General features: G+C 36.6%; 15 protein-coding genes and 3 riboswitches. Of the genes, 2 read left to right on the top strand and 13 right to left on the bottom strand.

The genetic code is table 11. The features are described 5' to 3' along the window. Positions 1–114: 114 nt before the first annotated feature. Positions 115–214: riboswitch (purine riboswitch) on the bottom strand. Positions 215–308: 94 nt separating this feature from the next. Next, complete coding sequence (locus JOC48_RS16130) at positions 309–536, bottom strand: NETI motif-containing protein (protein WP_204501421.1); 228 nt, start codon at positions 534–536, stop codon at positions 309–311. Further along, positions 466–1077, bottom strand: coding sequence for a DUF2179 domain-containing protein (locus JOC48_RS16125; protein ID WP_204501419.1), 612 nt, complete (start codon positions 1075–1077; stop codon positions 466–468). The genes JOC48_RS16130 and JOC48_RS16125 overlap by 71 nt, the downstream gene beginning before the upstream one ends. Positions 1078–1262: 185 nt before the next feature. Here JOC48_RS16125 and JOC48_RS16120 point away from each other — a divergent pair, with 185 nt between their 5' ends. Further along, positions 1263–1700 carry an Hsp20/alpha crystallin family protein gene (locus JOC48_RS16120; RefSeq protein ID WP_204501417.1) on the top strand — a complete coding sequence of 146 codons (438 nt, stop codon included), beginning with the start codon at positions 1263–1265 and terminating at the stop codon, positions 1698–1700. Positions 1701–1801: 101 nt separating this feature from the next. Here the strand turns inward: JOC48_RS16120 and JOC48_RS16115 are convergent, their stop codons facing one another. The 9 genes from JOC48_RS16115 to JOC48_RS16075 form a co-directional block, all read right to left on the bottom strand. Further along, a complete protein-coding gene (locus tag JOC48_RS16115) occupies positions 1802–3022 on the bottom strand; it encodes a dicarboxylate/amino acid:cation symporter (protein WP_204501415.1) in 1221 nt (406 codons plus the stop codon). Between the two features lie 303 nt (positions 3023–3325). Further along, a complete protein-coding gene (locus tag JOC48_RS16110) occupies positions 3326–4639 on the bottom strand; it encodes a solute carrier family 23 protein (protein WP_204501413.1) in 1314 nt (437 codons plus the stop codon). A gap of 81 nt (positions 4640–4720) precedes the next feature. Next, positions 4721–4822: riboswitch (purine riboswitch) on the bottom strand. Between the two features lie 192 nt (positions 4823–5014). Then, complete coding sequence (gene guaA, locus JOC48_RS16105; protein WP_204501411.1) at positions 5015–6562, bottom strand: glutamine-hydrolyzing GMP synthase; 1548 nt, start codon at positions 6560–6562, stop codon at positions 5015–5017. Positions 6563–6616: 54 nt separating this feature from the next. After that, positions 6617–6718, bottom strand: a riboswitch (purine riboswitch). 75 nt (positions 6719–6793) lie between these two features. Continuing rightward, the gene (locus tag JOC48_RS16100; RefSeq protein WP_204501409.1) at positions 6794–8992 is read right to left on the bottom strand and encodes a DUF4129 domain-containing transglutaminase family protein; all 2199 of its coding nucleotides are present in this window, start codon (positions 8990–8992) and stop codon (positions 6794–6796) included. Next, positions 8992–10239 (bottom strand): DUF58 domain-containing protein, encoded by a 1248-nt coding sequence (locus tag JOC48_RS16095; protein WP_204501407.1) that lies wholly within the window; start codon positions 10237–10239, stop codon positions 8992–8994. The genes JOC48_RS16100 and JOC48_RS16095 overlap by 1 nt, the downstream gene beginning before the upstream one ends. Before the next feature lie 17 nt (positions 10240–10256). After that, positions 10257–11219 carry an AAA family ATPase gene (locus JOC48_RS16090; protein ID WP_204501404.1) on the bottom strand — a complete coding sequence of 321 codons (963 nt, stop codon included), beginning with the start codon at positions 11217–11219 and terminating at the stop codon, positions 10257–10259. Positions 11220–11455: 236 nt separating this feature from the next. After that, complete coding sequence (locus tag JOC48_RS16085) at positions 11456–12388, bottom strand: glycine betaine ABC transporter substrate-binding protein (RefSeq protein ID WP_204501403.1); 933 nt, start codon at positions 12386–12388, stop codon at positions 11456–11458. Positions 12389–12497: 109 nt separating this feature from the next. Then, positions 12498–13349: an ABC transporter permease gene (locus tag JOC48_RS16080; protein WP_204501402.1), complete on the bottom strand. Its 852-nt coding sequence runs from the start codon at positions 13347–13349 to the stop codon at positions 12498–12500. After that, the gene (locus JOC48_RS16075; protein ID WP_204501400.1) at positions 13342–14541 is read right to left on the bottom strand and encodes a betaine/proline/choline family ABC transporter ATP-binding protein; all 1200 of its coding nucleotides are present in this window, start codon (positions 14539–14541) and stop codon (positions 13342–13344) included. Before JOC48_RS16075 ends, JOC48_RS16080 begins: the two co-directional genes overlap by 8 nt. Before the next feature lie 172 nt (positions 14542–14713). Here JOC48_RS16075 and JOC48_RS16070 point away from each other — a divergent pair, with 172 nt between their 5' ends. Next, positions 14714–15442 (top strand): MOSC domain-containing protein, encoded by a 729-nt coding sequence (locus JOC48_RS16070; protein ID WP_204501398.1) that lies wholly within the window; start codon positions 14714–14716, stop codon positions 15440–15442. 114 nt (positions 15443–15556) lie between these two features. Here the strand turns inward: JOC48_RS16070 and JOC48_RS16065 are convergent, their stop codons facing one another. Together JOC48_RS16065 and JOC48_RS16060 are read right to left on the bottom strand one after the other, a co-directional pair. Then, positions 15557–16924: a TrkH family potassium uptake protein gene (locus JOC48_RS16065; protein WP_204501396.1), complete on the bottom strand. Its 1368-nt coding sequence runs from the start codon at positions 16922–16924 to the stop codon at positions 15557–15559. A gap of 141 nt (positions 16925–17065) precedes the next feature. After that, complete coding sequence (locus JOC48_RS16060) at positions 17066–18283, bottom strand: hemolysin family protein (protein ID WP_204501394.1); 1218 nt, start codon at positions 18281–18283, stop codon at positions 17066–17068. Between the last annotated feature and the right edge of the window lie 13 nt (positions 18284–18296).

Genomic DNA, 18296 nt, shown 5'->3' with positions numbered 1-18296 from the left:
TACTCCTGAGAGAAGATGAATAGGCACATACAAATCAATAAATATGCATGAATAAATAATCATTGATTCGTGCCATATTTTCAAATACTTCCAACCAAGTATAAAAAAGACACACAATGATCCATCCTCCCTCATAGTCCATCATTTACGGTGATGGGTAGAGACGATCGAGCCATATTCTCGAAATTATATGAGGTAACCATTTTATTTATTTAAATAATCGATCCACTAATTCAGTGCATATCTATAATAACAATTCATATTTCATACTGTCAACAAATATCGAACAATATATTTATGTTTATTTTTTAATGTTCGGTTTTTACCGGAACCGCATCGAATATTACCGTTCTATCTACAGGCTCATAGGTAATTTCTCCATCTTTCTTTACTTCTTGAAATATCGGTTCTTCCGTCCTGCGAATCGGTGTATAACCTTCTCGTTTCATGCGTTCCATACATTGGTCAATCGTTTCGCCGCTCTGTATCTTGTACCGCTTCTTTTGAGGAGACTTTTTCTTCTGATTTTTTCGCATTCTTATATAGTCTTCCTTTCTTTACCTGCTTCACCCAAAAACCACCGTGAATTTGTTTCGGTTCATACGCAATAATAAAAGCTTTCGGGTCAATTTGCTTTATCGTTTCATATAACTTTAATTCATATTTTCTAGGGCTAAGGATTTGCATCGCTAATCGATCCCCATCCATTCCATATGCATACCAGCTTGTTACACCATAGCCTTTATCACGCAACTGTTTCGTAAATGTTATATCTGGATTAGATGAAATTACATTAATCGTAATATAACCTAGTGCTAGTTTTTCTTCTATTTTCGAACCAACAATTACACCAATACCGTAACCTAATGCATAGGCCACTAAATTCTCTATTCGATCTAAATTTTCTAATACTAAACCTAGTCCTAACGTATAAATCGTAATTTCAAACATGCCAATCGCTGCTGCAATATATCTTTTCCCTTTTAAAGTTAAGATGACTCGAAGTGTTGAAAATGATACGTAAAAAACATTAACGGATAAAACAATTATAATCATTACAATTGCGTTTTCTAACAAAATAGACCCTCCTATTTTTCCTACTTTTATTATTCTTAATTAGGTTCAGGGCTTCAAGTTAATCATTAAGGATATGATATTCACCTATAAAAAAGCCATGCATACAATATATCGTATTCTTCTATTTCTATACAAATAGATCCTTAAAATACCTATAGTTACCATGAACAAAGGAGGAAATTCCGTTGGATCCCTTTCAAAATATGAGTGATTGGAAAAAAAATATGGATCATTTCTTTGGCCAAAGCTTTTGGAATGAATTTGAAGACGTACTAAAACCTCCCGTACCACAAATTAACTTGTATAAATTCGAGAATGAATTGATTTGTTATGTAAATCTTCCAGGAGTAAAAGACTTAGAAAAAATAGACGCTTTTGTAGATTATGCAACTTTAGAATTAAAAGGTGTGATTGACATTCAACATGCTGGAGGCCAAGTAATTAAGGACGAGATTATCCATGGGGCATTTGAGCGGAAGGTTGAGTTGCCGTACCCTGTTCGTAGTGACAAAATTGATGCAACCTACCAATATGGTCTTATGGTTCTTCGGCTACATCGTTTAATTACAGATAAACACAAAAAAAACAGACTGCAAATTCGAAACTTAGAAGAAGACGCCTAAACAAAACAAACCGCACTACAATTGTTAGAATACAGGAACAATTAATTTATAAATTCGTAGTAAAAAGGGTGACTTATTACGTCACCCTTTTCCATATGTTCCTATGCAGTTTCGCCACTACGCTTCTTTTCCGTTTCCGATACAAATAAAGCACATGCTGCGTCACCAGTAACATTTAGTGCAGTACGTGTCATATCAAGTACACGGTCAATACCGATGATTAGAGCAATACCTTCTACAGGCAAATTAACTTGTTGTAGAACCATTGCAAGCATAATCAACCCAACACCAGGAACACCAGCAGTACCAATACTTGCTAATACTGCAGTTAGTACAACCATTAATAACTGTGCAAAAGATAAATCAGATCCATACACTTGCGCAATAAATACTGTTGCTACCCCTTGCATAATTGCCGTTCCATCCATGTTAATGGTTGCTCCTAACGGCTGCACAAAACTACTTATAGGTTTTGAAACTTTAAGGTTTTCTTGTGCCGTCTTCATGGAGACTGGTAAGGTAGCTCCACTACTTGACGTACTGAACGCAACGGTCATTGCAGGTATAAATCCTTTGAAAAATTTAACTGGACTCATTTTACCTAATACAGAAACGGCTGAACCGTAAGTAACAATAGCATGAATTAGGATAGCACCTAAAACTACAAGCATGTATGATCCCATAGCCATTGCACCTTCTAATCCCATTCTACCTATCGCAGAAGCTAGTAAACCAAATGCCCCATACGGAGCAAATTTCATGATGAGATTAACAAGATACATCATGATTTCATTTCCTTGTTCGACTAATTTTGTAATACCCTCCGTTTTCTTACCTAGTACTGCTAAAGCTAAACCTACAAAAATGGAAAAGAAAATAATTTGAAGCATATTACCTTCTGTCATCGCTTGAACAGGATTAGTTGGAATAATGTTGGTAAATGTTTCGACAACACTTGGTGCTTCATTTGCTTCAAAATCGGCACCAGTTGTATTTACATCTACATTACCGGGCTGGAAGATATAGGCCATCGTTAGTGCAATGGAAATCGCAATTGTCGTTGTGACTAGAAAAAAACCAATTGTTTTTCCACCAATTCTTCCAAGTTTTTTCGGATCTCCAAGTGAAACAACTCCTAAGGTAATCGAGAAAAATACAATTGGCACAACTAGCATTGTTATTAAATTTAAAAATATCGTTCCAAGTGGACTAAATAAATACTCGTCAAGTGTTTCGAACAAAGCAGGCGCAGAAAAATGTAAAATAAGACCAATAACAGCACCTAAAATAAGACCACTAAAAATCTTGCTTGTTAACTTCATCGATCAACCTCCTTGTGTTTTGAAAGCGGTTTCTAATAACAAGTTCACTTTATCGTTTGATGATTGTTTCGTAGCTTTAGCAAGGCTAACAATGGCGTATAAAACTGGAAAGAATCCTCTATATATTACAATATAAATAAGCTGAAAATGTCAACTAAGATGTTTTATTGTTAATCTCTCTTATTATATTATCACATTGCTTTCTAATTATTACTCTATCTTTTTTTGGCTGTGTTAAAGTTCGGTGTTGAAACAAAAAAGCCATGGACTGATAAATCAGCCATAGCTTTTTCAGATTTATATCTAATGTAAGAAAATAAGGTAAAGGAGAAATACAATAAATAACAGCCACATAATTGGGTTAATATCTTTTGTTTTTCCTTTGATTGCCATTAAAATCGGATAGAAAATGAATCCCATCGCAATACCAGTTGCAATACTATAGGCAAGTGGCATTGTAATCACTGTCAAGAATGCAGGTACAGCTACTTCAAATCGATCCCACTCAATATCCTTCAGCGCAGTACACATTAATACACCAACAACGATTAGCGCAGGTGCAGTTACTTCAGCTGTAATAATTCCTAATAACGGCGAAAAGACTAATGCAAGAATAAAGAATCCTGCTGTTACTACCGCTGTAAAACCAGAACGTCCACCAGCACTTACCCCAGTGGTTGACTCTACATAGGAAGTTGTTGTAGATGTACCTAGCGTTGCACCAACTACTGTTGCAGCTGAGTCAGAAAACAATGCCTTACCAGCACGTGGTAATTTGTTATTTTTCATCAATCCTGCTTTTGTTGCTACAGCCACTAACGTACCCGCTGTATCAAAAAAGTCGACAAATAAGAAAGTTAAAATAACTACTAGCATCTGTCCAGTAAAAATATCTCCAAAATGCGCAAATGCTTGTCCAAATGTTGGCGCTAAACTTGGAACAGGACCAACGATATCACCAACACCTGTTGGAGGAGCAATTAAGCCACCAATCATTCCTGCAATAGATGTAATAATAATACCGTAGAATACGCCACCCTTAATATTTAAAGCTATTAAAACTACGGTAACAATCAAACCAAATACAGCAAGTAGTGTTGGTCCACTCGTTAAGTCACCTAACGCAACCATTGTTGCATCATCAGCAACAATAATGCCTGAGTTTTGGAAACCGATAAAAGCAATAAACAAACCAATACCAGCACCTACTGCGAATTTTAAATTAGCAGGTATAGCATTGATAACTAATTCACGAAGTCCTGTTAGTGTTAAAACAATAAATATAAGACCTGAAGCTAATACACCAGCTAAAGCTGTTTCCCACGGAATACCCCATCCTAATACTACTGTATAAGCAAAGAATGCGTTCAAACCCATACCAGGAGCTAATGCTACAGGATATTTTGCATATAGTCCCATTATAAGTGTACCTACAGCTGCTGCAATTGCTGTCGCGGTAAAGATAGCTCCTTGATCCATACCGGTCGCTCCATCTGCTCCCAAGATAATCGGGTTTACAAATAAAATATAAGCCATGGATAAGAAGGTTGTTAATCCTGCGATAAACTCAGTACGAAAATTTGTACCTAATTCCTCAAACTGAAAAAATTTATTCACGACAAATCCTCCCATATTTCCCGCCATTAAAAAGACCAAAAGTACTACCATCTAATCTAAAAGAAATTTGTAGATACAATATGTATTTCAACATTCCTAGGTAGTCAAACCATTCACGGTGGTCAGGTAGAAACTCATGGGCCATATCCCCAAAATTATACGACGGATTTCTATAAATTTATCAATACAGTAATATAATACTAATGACTCATTTGAGAGTCAAGCAAAAAACGAATGTTTGTTACATTTCCTGACAACATTGTTCGGCAAAATACCCTTTAGTTCTTGTCAGAATCAGCATTCAAATCCAAAAACAGTTCATGCTTAAAGGGTTTTATAAGCATGAACTGTTTTGTGAAATTTTATACCTAGTAATTATTCCCACTCTATCGTTGCTGGTGGCTTACTTGTAATATCATAAACAACACGATTAATATGTTCTACTTCGTTGACAATTCTAGTAGATATTTTTTCAAGTACTTCCCATGGAATTCGCGCCCAATCAGATGTCATGCCATCAATTGAAGTGACTGCACGTATTCCAATTGTATAATCATACGTACGTGCGTCCCCCATTACACCAACACTCCGAATGTCAGGGAGAACGGTGAAATATTGCCATATATCTCTGTCTAAACCAGCATTTTTGATTTCATCTCTTAAAATTGCATCTGATTCTCTAACGATTTGAAGCTTATCTTTTGTTATCGCGCCTAGCACCCGGATTCCAAGACCCGGACCTGGGAAAGGTTGTCTCCAAACAATATCTTCAGGAACTCCTAGCTCTGTACCTAAAGCACGTACTTCATCTTTAAATAGTGTGTTTAATGGTTCTAGTAACTCAAACTGCATATTTTCCGGAAGACCACCAACATTATGGTGGGATTTAATAGTTTGAGCCGTTTCCGTTCCACTTTCTACAATATCAGTATAAAGCGTTCCTTGAGCAAGATAATCAATATCCTTAATTTTATCCGCCTCATCATCAAAAACATAAATAAACTCATTTCCGATAATTTTTCTTTTTTGTTCTGGATCAGAAACACCTTCTAGCTTTGATAAGAAGCGGTCTTCAGCATCGACCTTAATAATGTTCATTTGGAACTCATCCCGAAACGTCTTCATAACCATGTCGCCTTCATTTTTTCTAAGCAATCCATGATCAACAAAGATACAAGTTAATTGATCTCCAATCGCTTTATGAATCAAAGCAGCAACAACAGAAGAGTCGACGCCACCACTTAGAGCACATAGTACTTTTTTATCTCCTACCTGCTTTCGAATTTTATCGATTTCTTGTTCTATGAAGCTTTCCATTGACCAATCGCCTTTACATTGACATACATCAAAAACAAATTGTTTTAGGAGTTGATTTCCGTATTCCGTATTTCTAACTTCTGGGTGAAATTGTACTCCATAACATTGTCTCTCTGCATCACTAAACGCTGCTACTGGTGTTGATGTGCTTGTTGCACCAATTGTAAACCCTTGAGGAGGTTCAATAATCTTATCACTATGACTCATCCAAACGGTTTGCGTTTTCGGAGTTCCTTTAAACAATAGCGGATCCCCAGCTAATTCAATATCAGCTTTTCCATATTCTCTTTCTTTCGCTCTTTGTACGTTTCCACCAAAATGCTGTGTCATTAATTGCATCCCATAACAAATGCCTAACACAGGGATATCTAAATCAAAAATTCTTTCATCACAACGAAAGCTGTTATCATCATAAACACTATGTGGTCCACCTGACAAAATAATTCCACTCGGATTCATTTCTTTGATTTCTTCCACTGTTAAACGGTGAGAATGAAGTTCACTATATACACCAAATTCTCTGATTCTTCTCGTAATTAGTTGATTATATTGACTTCCAAAATCAAGTACTAATACCATTTCGTTATTTAATTCCAATACATTCATCTCCTTCTATGTCGAAAAGAAAAATCTGCCTTTCAAATGAAAGGCAGAAATCTGGTCGTTGACTTCCACCTTCATAGTCAGAACATTTACGGTGTTCTGGTAGAAACTCTCGAACCTTATTTTCGAGTATATATGAAGGATAATTAGTGATCGTTAGCTTTTTAAAACATTACTATTAGTGGATGTTCAAAAAGCACTATTAAATATATATAACATTCCGTATATCTCTGGTCAAGACAGTGAGCGTTTAACTAAATTTTCCCACAACTCAGAAATTTTATCCCATTGCCCAGAATTGTCTTCATTTCTATATATTGTCCGTTCATAATAATGGGTTAACCTGCTCATTTCCGTTGATTCAAATTTTTCATCTACAAATTTAGCATACTCACGTAACGTTTGCCCTCGCTCACGCTTTATTCCCTTACGCTCTAATATTTTAAGCAGATAGTGATAGGCATCTTGAGAAACACTTTTATCTTCCCGTTGTTTATAATGCTTTAAAATAAAATAACTTACCCATCGATATCGAGTGAAATATAGTGTAAAGCAAACGGCTAAAATAACTGCAATCGTGATTATCCAACTCCAAATTTTCGTAGAGGATTCTTCTGAGAATGTTTCTCCCATCTGGCCGGAGTCGTCTTCAAAATCCTGAAAATTCCCAGTCAGATCTTCTTCCTCTTCCTGCTCTTGTTCTACTTCATCCTCTTGTTCATTTTCTACATCTGAATCATTATCACTTGGATCTGCAGTTGTTTCTTCAAAAAAGTCTACAGGGCTCGCAAATCCTACCGTTGGCTCAAAAGGTACCCATCCAACATCAGGAAAATATACCTCTACCCATGAGTGTGCATTGGAATTGCTAATTTGATACACGTCCAAACCATCCGGAACTTGAGGTTGTTCCTCTAGTAAATCACCATTTGTAAAGCCTTTTACCCATCTAGCCGGGATGTCTAAAGACCTTAGCAAAACAACCATAGAAGTCGAAAAGTTGTCACAGTAACCGACCATTGTTTCAAACAAGAATTGATCAACATAATCCTCATCTTCTTCAGGAACTGCTACGTTTTCTGTTTGATAGGTGTAGCCATTCAAGCTAAAATATTGTTCAATCGCTGTGACTTTATCATACCTTGTCTCTTCCTCAACCACTATTTGCTCCGCTAAATCTTTTACCCGTTCAGGTAAGTCATCTGGAAGCTGTAAATAGAGGTCTTTAATTCCTTCTGGATCCTCTTCACTAGATGTTTGTAATTTATCAATAGAAAAAGAAGGGTAACGATAAGTAATATCATATCCATTGAAACCAGACTGTTCCGGCTGAATGGAGCCAGTCACTTCATCTAATAAAAAGTTCGTGTCCTGTCCCATCCCTTGAATTTGTCTTATCCCATATGGATAAACAACCTTAGGCAAATTCGCGTCCTCTTCCATGCGTACCATTGCACGGCGCTCTGTAGTGTCAATACCGTCACGAAAGGTCTTTAACATAATTCTTCCATCGGACTGCTCTTGATAGTTATATGGCGTTGATTGCTCCCAGCCCTTGCCTGAATAGAAATCCTTAGATTCTATTCTCCAATAATTATCTTGGGAAGTGGCAGCCTGGAAAACAGGGGAATGATCTTGAATAAATGATCCTCCTAACTGGGAATCATCCTCCCCATAACCCACCTTCTGGACTACGTTTCCGCGATTAAAACCAGCATTTTCTGCTGTACTTTGAATAAATGGAACTGGATCTGGCCATTGCGGATCCAGTTTAGGTGAAGCAAAGCCTACAAGCATGGAAAAAAGAATGACACCTAGCAATGGTAGAAACCAAGCAGTGATTTTCCTCAAACCAAACTGACTAATTGATTCACGATCTATTAAGCTAGCAACACCATTTATTCCCATAGCGACTAAGGAAACAACAAAAATCCGAATGATGGCTAAGCTGCCATCGTACATGGTGAACGTATCTAGTATCGTTATATAAATAAACGTAAGCAATATGAACAAAAATATACGTTTTGCTATAACAAACCAATAATATAAAAGATAACTCATTAACCATAATAGCAGGAGAAATAAGAAGCTCCGAAACATCGGCGTCATTTCATTCCACTGTTGGTTAAGAATCATCTCCACATTAAATTGTCCATGAACATATATCAGATAAAACCAACCTTTACTAAACATTCTCTCTGATATAAACAAGACATCAATAACAAATAGAAGACCAGCCAATTTCAATAAAAACGAAAGCCAGCTTTTTAACTTTAGCATCGAGATCAAGAAACAGAATGCCGTGTAACCAACAAACACAGATAAGCTGCCTGTATCTGAAATAGTGCTAAGCGGACGCAACCACTCCCAAAAAAGCAAAAAGCCACATAGATAAATGATCGATTGATAAATATTTCGAGACGACCCCTCCATTACATGTTCACCTCAAATTCCTGTTTTATTAATTGTTCCTCTGTTAAAACATTCACTTGAGTTCCTTCCACTTTCATCTGCTGAATCAAACGATTATCAGCGTCTAATAATTGGTTTTTTGGCTTAATTAAGTAAATCATAACACGTTTACTTTTCTGCCTAAGCTGATCGATTGACTGTTTAACTGACTGACTTACGTTGGTGGTGACTAACATGATGACAAGTCCATTTGGAATTCTTTTGCTTTGTTCCATTAATAACTGAGGAAAAGCTGTATTCCCCCCTGGTTGAACGGTAGCCAAGAAGCTCATGATTAAACTGTCTTTTCCAGGGTTTTGATTTAAAGGAAAAAACACCTGCTCTTCTCCTAACGAAATAAAAGCAAGCTGAGCTGTCCGCTTCCGGTAAGATTCTAAAATAGAACAGGTCAGCTCAACACTAGCCTCAAATCCAATCTTATTGATGCCTTGGTAATCGGTCGCATCCAATAGCAGTAACATACTAGAACTTTTTTCTTGCTCAAATTCCTTTGTCATTACTGTATTTTTTCGAGCTGTAGCTTTCCAGTCAATCCATGAAAAACGATCTCCTGGCATATACTCCCGAATGCCTGATACGATATTAGAATTTTTCATATTCACTTGAAAAGTCGGTGAAGCCCCTTCATCAAAACTGTTTACTTTTTCTTTTACAAGAACTTTCCGTTTTGGAGGGTATACTAGAATATAATTATTTACCTCATATACATACTCCTTTTTAATAAAACCAAAAAAATCACCAGTTTTCACACGTAATGCCCGTAAACGGTGCTCACCTCTTGGTAAATCAGTCAAAGAATACTGAAAACGAATCGTACGTTTAAACCATGGAAAAGTAACCTTTTTAACCTGCCTTTTTAAAGTGAGTGCTTGAGGCTCATTTAAAAATTGATAGTTCTTTCTTGTCACGTGCTTTTGCTGTAAGGAGGAAGGAAAAAACTCTTCCACAACGAGATAATAAAGGGGAAAACCAAACTTTCTATTAATTTCTAATTCTATCTTTACTTGATCACCAGCCTGAACAACTTGCTTGGAAAGACTTCGGGAAACATGCCAGTTTGAAATGGGATAGGCTAATAACAAAAACATATAGATAACAAGAGGTAAAAAGCTGTAAAACAAAAACCAGCTGACAAATCCCCCCTGAAACATTGCATATGAATAAAACACACCAAATAAAATGACAACGAACAAATATTTAAGTGCCATGTTAATATTAAGACGCATTAAGGGTATTCCCTTCTTACAGGTACCGGTACCGCTCCTAAAATCTCATTAACAACTACACCCGGAGTTATCCCTTCAAACTTCGCTTCTGAATTTAGAATGATTCGATGACCTAGTACAAATGGGGCAAGGTATTTTACATCATCTGGAATTACATAATCACGACCATGGATGAACGCATACGCTTTAGCTGCCTTCATCAATGCAATCGAACCCCTCGGACTTACACCTAAATAAACAGAACGATGTGTTCTCGTCTTTGTAACTATACTTACAATATATTGTTGGACCGGTTTGTCAACAAAGACTTCCCTAACTTCCTTTTGAATTGAAATTAATTCTTCTTTGGTCATGACCGAATCAATCGTTTGAATCGGATGCTCCTTCGAAGTACGTTCCAACATTTCTAATTCTTGTTCCTGACTTGGATAACCCATATTTAATTTAAGTAAAAAGCGATCTAATTGTGCCTCAGGTAATGGATAAGTTCCCTCATATTCTATAGGATTTTGCGTAGCCATCACGAAAAATGGTTGATTAAGAGATATTGACCTTCCATCAACGGTTACACTCATTTCCTCCATTGCTTCTAATAACGCCGACTGTGTCTTTGGTGATGTACGGTTTATTTCATCAGCAAGAACGATATCACCTAATATCGGACCGCCTCGGAATTCAAATTCCATTTCTTTTGGATTATAGATGGAAACCCCAGTGACATCAGATGGCAACAAATCTGGTGTGAACTGGATACGCTTAAATTCACAGTTAACAGATTTGGATAGTGTTCTTACCAGCATCGTCTTCCCAACACCAGGAACATCTTCTAACAACACATGCCCCTCAGCTAACAGCGCTACCAAACTTAATGTAGCTACCTCTTCTTTTCCAATCATTACTTTATTTATATTTCTCAAGATTTTACTTACCTTGGAATTATACAAAAAAATCTGCTGCGTCATTAATTGCCAAACCCCTTCCTGTTTTATCTACACATTCAAAGCTGCTCAGATGTATTTATAAACACACGTATTCTTAGTATAACTATACTACAAACAGGAGAGGGTAACGCAAGCAGATTGAGTTGGAATCGCAGGAAATTTACGGATTTTTCACAAAAGCAAAGGGGTCAGACCCCTCAATTAGAATGAGGGAGTCTGACCCTTATGGGAAAGCCTCTATTTTTGGTTCATTATATTTACTCTGCAGGTTCAAGGTCTTCAATGGAATCAATGTCCATATAGGATGGTACAACTAGTCCAATCCTAGCACCTACTAAGTTTTCGCCTAGATCTTCAAAGTCACCTTCATGCTCTTCATAGAAAGCACCGTGCGTCGCAGGCATCCATGGAGCAAGAGAAGCATCACCGTCACCAGTTGCAATCGCCTCAAACATAATAGACGGGTCAACTGGAGTAAGCGTAACATCAAAACCTTGTTGCTCTAATACTACTTTTGCAACATTTGCCGAAGATCGCTCTGTATCCCAAGGAGTTAATACTAACTCTATTGAAGTACCATCTACAGGCTCTACACCTTCTGTCCATTCTGCAACTGTATCCTGATTTTCATCCACCCACTGCTGGGCAGCCTCTTCAAATTCCATTTCTTGTGCGGCAAGCATGACAGATTCCATGTCAGCTGGTTCCCATTGGAGTCTGTCAAGGATCGTATAAGCCTCAGGCATATCTTCTTTTAAACCTTTTCTTACGATTGTTGCAATGTGTTCTACCTCACCAAAAACACCTTTTGGGTCTTCTAAATACTTTAAGTCATATTTTGCAAATTTATAGTGAGGCGACCACCCGGCAACGATAATTGGTTCCTCATTATCAATTGCATCCCCTAGTGCAGTTAACATGGCAGCTGTTGATGCTTTTTCATGTTCCCAGCCAGCAAGGTTTTCATACTCAGTTAAAGCATTATCCGTTGCTTGCGTAAGTCCAGCACCAGGCTCAATACCAGTAATTGTATAATCGATTTCTTCACTAATATTTGTCGTCTGCTCATCCCCACCCTCATTTGCATTATCAGCAGCATCTTCTGGATCTTCTTGTCCACAACCAGCAGCTACGAGAGATAAAGATAATCCAGCAATTACCCCTAGTCTTTTCCATCTAATATTAAACATATTGTTATACCACTCCTTATTTTTATTATTATTCTATATTTCTTTTTGCCACTCTTTATCCATTTGCTCTATATTGTTAGCTTTTCAATAAAGAGAAGTTGAAAACTAATTATTTTTGTGTGTTTAAGTGTTGTGTGAACCTGTCAATAATAATCGCTAATATGACAATACCAATACCTGCAACAAAACCTGGTCCTACTTGAGCTCTTTGAAGAGCTGAAAGCACTTCTCTTCCTAAGCCAGGTGCACCGATCATGGACGCAATTACTACCATGGATAGTGATAGCATTACTGTTTGGTTAATACCTGCCATAATCGTACTTTTAGCCATCGGCAGTTCTACTTTAAGAAGCTTTTGTGAACCTGTACTACCAAATGCTTCAGATGCTTCTATTAGTTCTTTTGATACTTGCCTAATACCTAAGTTTGTAAAACGAACGGTAGGTGGTGTAGCAAAAATCAAGGATGCAAAAATACCTGCTACCATTCCAATACTGAAAAATGCTACAGCTGGAATCAAATAAACGAATGCTGGCATTGTCTGCATAAAGTCTAATATTGGTGTAATAATGTTCTGAGCTGTTTTACTCTTAGACATCAAAATACCAACAGGAACACCAATGATAATTGATAAGACACTTGATATTAATACGAGTGCAAATGTACTCATCAGTTCTTCCCATAAACCTTGGTTATAAATAACCCAAAGCCCAACCAAAGAGAACGCTGCTAAACCAAATCGTTTTCCGCTGATGAAAAATGCCAAGACAGCGACGACAATGATGACAATGACAGCAGGTATGTCAGCTAATATTTCAGCCAACCACTCCATAAAGTCGTTACCGCCACTTTTTATCGGTTCAAATAGAAAAGAAAAAGTATTTTGAATAATCTCGGTAATGGTTTCTATCGCTTCTGCAATCGGAATTTTAGGTATAAAATTAAGAATTGAATCAAGCATTTTCTAAATTCACCTCACCTTCACCGGCTAGTGCAGCTATTACTGCTCCTCGAACGATAATTCCAAGTAGCTTATCGTCTTCAACAACAGCAATTGGTACTGGAGAATTGTGAATAATATCAAATATTTCATGCATGGATATATTTTTTTGAACAGTCGGTACATCGGTTTTTAATATTTGATTTAAATCTTGGATCCCTTGTTTTCTTGCGTCTGATGCGTCATCTGCAGTTATATAACCCTTTAAATTTCGTTTACCATCGGTTACATAAATACTCGATAAGCCTTCTTCTCTCATTCGTTCTAAAGCGACACGTGGTCCATGCTTTTCGATATTAATCGTTTCTGGTCGCTTCATAATATGTTCAGCTGTTAATACTTTGGATCGGTCAACGTCTTGAACGAATTTTTCTACATAATCATTGACAGGATTTACAAGAATTTCTTCTGGTGTACCGATTTGAACAATGCTACCGTCCTTCATCAATGCGATGCGATCCCCAATACGAAGTGCTTCATCCAAATCATGGGTAATAAAGATAATTGTTTTTTGCATACTTTCTTGTAACTCTAACAACTCATCCTGCATATCTTTACGAATTAAAGGATCAAGTGCAGAGAAAGCCTCATCCATTAATAGTACTTCTGGATCGTTGGCTAACGCACGCGCTAAGCCCACACGCTGTTGCATCCCACCAGAAAGTTGCTCTGGATATTGATGTAGGTAACTGCCTAAACCTACAAGTTCAAGAGATTCTTTAGCTTTCTTACTTCTTTCCGTTTTATCGATACCCTGAATTTCGAGTCCAAATTCAGCATTTTCTAAAATTGTTCGATGTGGGAATAGAGCAAACCGCTGAAACACCATACTGAGCTTTTCGCGACGAACACGGCGCAAATCCTCTTTGTTCATCTTTGCCAAATTTTCTTCGTCTACATAGACGCTTCCTTCTGTTGGCTCAATTAACCGATTTATGAGTCGTACCAAAGTTGATTTACCACTACCAGATAAACCCATAATAACGAACACTTCACCTGCTTCTACTTCAAATGAAGCGCGGTTAACACCAACCGTGCAACCCGTTTCTTGTAATATTTTTTCCTTCGTTAACCCCTCATCTAAAAGTGTCAATGCATCTTTTACATTCCTGCCAAACACTTTTGACAGGTTTTCTACTTTAATGATCGGCACTAATTTCACCTCATTACTTCCGATTATTTGCTATACTTTTTTATTATTAACAGTAAACGTATTATTATTAATGGGCATAAATAAAAAGCCGGTTAAACCCGCCTTTTTTATAATCAGCAGAAAGATTGTTATACTTATAGCAAATTAAATTAGAATGATAGGAGTGAAGGAAATGTTAATTGGTCACATCAAGGAAATTGTTCGTCATCCTGTAAAATCTTTTGACGGAGAATTTGTACAAAAATCAAAAATAATGGACTATGGTTTATACGGGGACCGTAGCCATGCTTACTTAGATGAAACAAAAAAAGAGAATTTTTTAACGATTACACAGTTCCCAGAAATGGTTCGATATAAAGCCAGGTTTGTAGGAGAAGAATTAATAGAGGAATATCCTAAAGTAGAAGTCATGACACCAGAGGGTAAGGTTTTTGATTGGGAAGATGAAGAATTAATTAGAGAGCTGGAAAACAAATCGAAACGAAAAATTTCTACTACTGAGTATTCTCCTTCCCATGTACCTATTGGGCCAATTGCAGTAGAACACATTCTACTTGTAACAGATGCTTCTTTAGATCATTTGAGAGAAATATGGGGGAAAAACGAAGTCGATTTTAGACGCTTTCGTCCTAATTTATTTATTTCATTAAAAGACAAAATCCCTTTTATAGAAGAAGAATGGATTGGCAGACGAATAAAAATAGGAAGTGAAGTAGAAATTGAATTAGTTAATTATTGTAAAAGGTGTATGATTATTACTGTTGATCCGGATAATGCAGAACGAGATGCGAGTTTGCATAAAACTATTATAAAAGAAAGAAAAAATAATTTTGGCGTTTATGCTTCTGTGATAAAAACGGGTGACATTCACGTGGATGATGAAGTTCATCTTGTTGAATAACTTTTTATGAAACTTAACCTGGAAATAGTTTTACTAATCTTTTATATCCTTTGCTCCAAATTTGGTACCAAGGAAAAAGAGCGTTAATATCAAAAAGTTTAACGCTCTCTTCCATTATCCAATAATCACTTTTTCTGTAGGGTAGTGATAGATGTCCTTCGTTTCTTTTCCTCTTAAGATGAACAAGAAAGAAAAAATGCCGATTCTTCCTATAAACATAAGAAACATAATGACACATTTCCCAAAAGTAGACAAATCTGGGGTAATCCCCATCGACAATCCCGTCGTCCCAAACGCAGATGAAACCTCAAATAAAATCGTTATAATTGGTAAATTTTCTGATGATGCTAAGGTGATTGTCGCAATAAAACAAAGCATCGTAGCCGTTGAAATGACTATAAAAGATCTTGAAATATCTTCTGGGTCAATTTCTCTTCCAAACACCTTAATCGAGGAATTTCCTTTTGCATAGTTATATATAGCCAAAAGCATTATCGCGAACGTTGTCGTACGAATACCTCCACCAACACTACTTGGAGATGCACCGATAAACATTAAACCACAAGTCAATATCAGTGTAGGCATGGAAAATTCACTTACATCCATGGTGGATAATCCGCCACTTCTCGATGTTACAGATTGAAACAAGCTATAAAACAACGTTTCATGCCAAGTCTTGTCTGCAAAAAAAGCATTTCGTTCTAATAAATAAATTAATAGCCATCCAATCAGCACAAGTCCCACAAACGTGAATGTAGTCAGCTTGGTAAATAGGGAGAACTTATATTTATCATTGGTGTCTTGGTACATCCCCTTCATTAATTCTTGTACTTCAATCAAAACAGGAAATCCAATTGCACCTAATATAATTAAAATAATGTTTACAAATTGAACAAAATAATCATTAGCAAACGGAATCAATGATGCACCTGTAATATCAAAACCACCATTTGTCGTTGCACTAACAGCACCAAAAAAACCATGTAACAAAGCCTCTTGCCAAGTATCGAAATAATTAAGAAAATATGTACTTAAAATTATCGTTCCAACCAATTCAATGACTAGAATGATTTTAAAAATCTTTAACATTAATTTAACGAGACCAGACAAATTTCTACTATTTTGATCAATTCTAATTAGTTGCCTGCCACGTAACCCAATCTTTTTCCCCAACAGAACCCAAATAAAGGTTCCTAGGGTCATGATCCCAATTCCACCTAACTGCAAGATAAAAGCAATGGCAATTTTCCCATAGGCATTAAAGGTTTCTGCAGTTGAGACAACAGTTAACCCAGTGACACTTATCGCACTTACGGCAGTAAATAGGGTATCAATAAACGAAAGTTCAATTCCCGGACTATGAAGTAACGGTATACTAAGTAATAAGGTAGAAATACTTATAGCCAGTAAATAATAAATCACAATGAGATGGATGGTAGATAATTGATTAGAAATCTTATTTTCCTTTGATAAAAGTTTCATGGTATCTTTTAACCTCTTTTTCGCTAAACTATTTGTTAGTTTAACATAAAAGCTCTATCTATAAACGATAATTTTTTTCCTCTTCCTGAGAACCTCAAAATAGCCTACCCCGCATACACAGATAAGCTATTTCTAACAGAACTATTTAATAATTTGAACCTTTTTAATTGTTCTACCTTCTATTTCAAGAATTTTAAACGTCAGATTATTTCTTTCCAATGTTTCACCCTCTTTAGGAAACTCATTTAATTCTTTTAGAATATACCCTGCAAGTACATCCTCTTCCTCTGGTATGTCTGTATCAAACGTTGAATTTAATCGATGTAGTGTAATTTTCCCATCGCAAATAATTTCGGTGTCTGTAATTTTTTCAACAATTGAATCATGGTTATCCGTTTCGTCTTCAATTTCTAAACCAATCATAGCTTCAATAATATCCTCATGTGTTAGTATTCCTTCTGTTCCACCATATTCGTCTATTACAATAGCCATATGCTTTTTCTTTTTCGTCATCTGCCGAAAAACCCATTCAATCGAATGAAATTCATACACGATTAAAGGGTCCATATCGCTGTAGGATTTCAGGGATCTTTCTGGTTCTGTTGACCACGGGATCAAATACTTACCATGAAACACACCAGTGATGTGATCAATATCCTTCTTATATAACGGATATCGTGAAAATGGGTGTTTAATCACAATATCCCTAACCTCTTCATAAGATGCTGTGCTCGGAAGCGCTACGATTTTTACTCTAGGTGTTTTTAATACATCTTTGACATTTAAATTATAAAAATCAAGTACCCCTTTAATTCGAAGCGATTCTTCCTCCTTAAACGTTCCTTCTGAATCAGCTATATCAACCATTGCTCGTAATTCCTCTTTTGATACAGACACGTCATCATTTTGTCCTTTAGAAAGTGCTCGTGTGATTACTCCCGTCATCCCATTAAGTACAGCCGTAATAGGTCTGAAAATGATAACAAAAAACCGTATAACCGGGTAGACGAGTAGAGAAATTCGATCAGGAAAAGCTGCTGCTACAGATTTAGGGATAACTTCTGAAAAAATAATAATAACAATCGTTAATATTGCAGAAGCGATGCCAATGCTGAACCCTTGGTCAATCGCTAGCATTGTTACCAGTGTCGGAAGTAATATATTCGCAATATTGTTTCCGATTAGTATTGTGGTTATAAATTGACTTGGCTTAGAAATCATATCTAAAAGCTTTTGCGCTTTTTTATCATTATTTTTTGCCTTCGTTTGAAGCCTCATTCTATTCGTGGCGGTTAGTGCTGTTTCACTTCCGGAAAAGAAAAAGGAAACAAATATTAAAAAGAGGATTGCAAGAATCATTAGATTGTTCCCC

It is taken from the genome of Aquibacillus albus, from assembly GCF_016908325.1.
Classification (GTDB): domain Bacteria; phylum Bacillota; class Bacilli; order Bacillales; family Amphibacillaceae; genus Aquibacillus_A; species Aquibacillus_A albus.
The sequence above is the reverse complement of the archived record's forward strand: the minus strand, read 5'-3'. Positions and strand labels throughout refer to the sequence as shown.